This is a genomic window from Streptomyces sp. NPDC017993 (assembly GCF_044328065.1).
Classification (GTDB): Bacteria; Actinomycetota; Actinomycetes; order Streptomycetales; family Streptomycetaceae; genus Streptomyces.
The window spans coordinates 1-1010 of sequence record NZ_JBIRGO010000070.1 but is presented as its reverse complement, the minus strand read 5'-3'; the positions used below and the strand labels follow the sequence as shown (position 1 = coordinate 1010).

Annotated in this window: 1 pseudogene; it reads right to left on the bottom strand. The window is 66.8% G+C overall.

Annotated features, from left to right (window positions below):
* Positions 1-19 precede the first annotated feature (19 nt).
* Positions 20-951, bottom strand: a pseudogene (locus ACH4FH_RS38930) (IS5 family transposase).
* Positions 952-1010: the final 59 nt, after the last annotated feature.

Below are 1010 nucleotides of genomic sequence, written 5' to 3'. Positions count from 1 at the left end.
CTAGGCACTGTTTCTCGGATCATGTTCGGAGCCAGATTATGAGGGTCGCGACCGTGACGGTTCCGAGGTAGACGTAGGCGCGTTTCTCGTAGCGGGTGGCGACGGCCCGGAAGCCCTTGAGGCGGTTGATGGCGCGTTCGACGGTGTTGCGTTTCTTGTAGCGTTCGCTGTCGAATCCGGTGGGCCGGCCGCCGTCGGAGCCGCGGTTGTGCCGGTGTCGTTGCTGGTCGAGGCGTTCGGGGATGGTGTGCCGGATTCCGCGTCGTCGCAGGTAACGGCGGTTCTTGCGGGAGGTGTAGGCCTTGTCCGCCAGGACGTGGTCGGGTCGGCTGCGGGGCCGTCCGACTCCGGTGCGGGGCACGGAAACCTGCTCCAGCACCCGGTCGAGCTGGGGGCCGTCACCGTAGTGCCCGGGTGTCAGAACGAGCGCGAGGGGTCGGCATCGTCCCTCGGCGGCGAGGTGGATTTTGGTGGTGAAGCCGCCGCGGGAGCGTCCCAGGCATTCGCCGATCTGACCACCTCCTCCAATCGGACGGCCAGTTTCCGCAGCACCGGACCGACCCGGTTTGTCCCCTGCCCGGCCCCCTTTTGAGGAACCGCGGCGGGGGGCACCTTCCTCGCGCCGGCGGCGTGCTGGTGAGCCCGCACCGCGGTGGAGTCCACTGACACTTCCCAGTCGATTCGGCCCTCAGCGTCCTCGGCGGCCTGGACAAGGGCCAGCAGCCTCTCCCACGTTCCGTCCGCTGACCAGCGGCGATGACGTTTGTAGACCGTCTCCCACGGCCCGAACCGCTCGGGAAGATCCCGCCACTGCACGCCCGTCCGCACCCGGTACAGCACTCCGTTAATCACCCGCCGATGATCACTCCACCGACCCCCACGCGCACCACCACGAGGCAAGAACGACTCCAGTCGATGCCACTCCGCATTCGTTAAATCCCCACGACCCATGGAACCAGCCTGACCCCAACACCTCACCCATGTCCGGAGATCCGAGAAACACTGCCTAG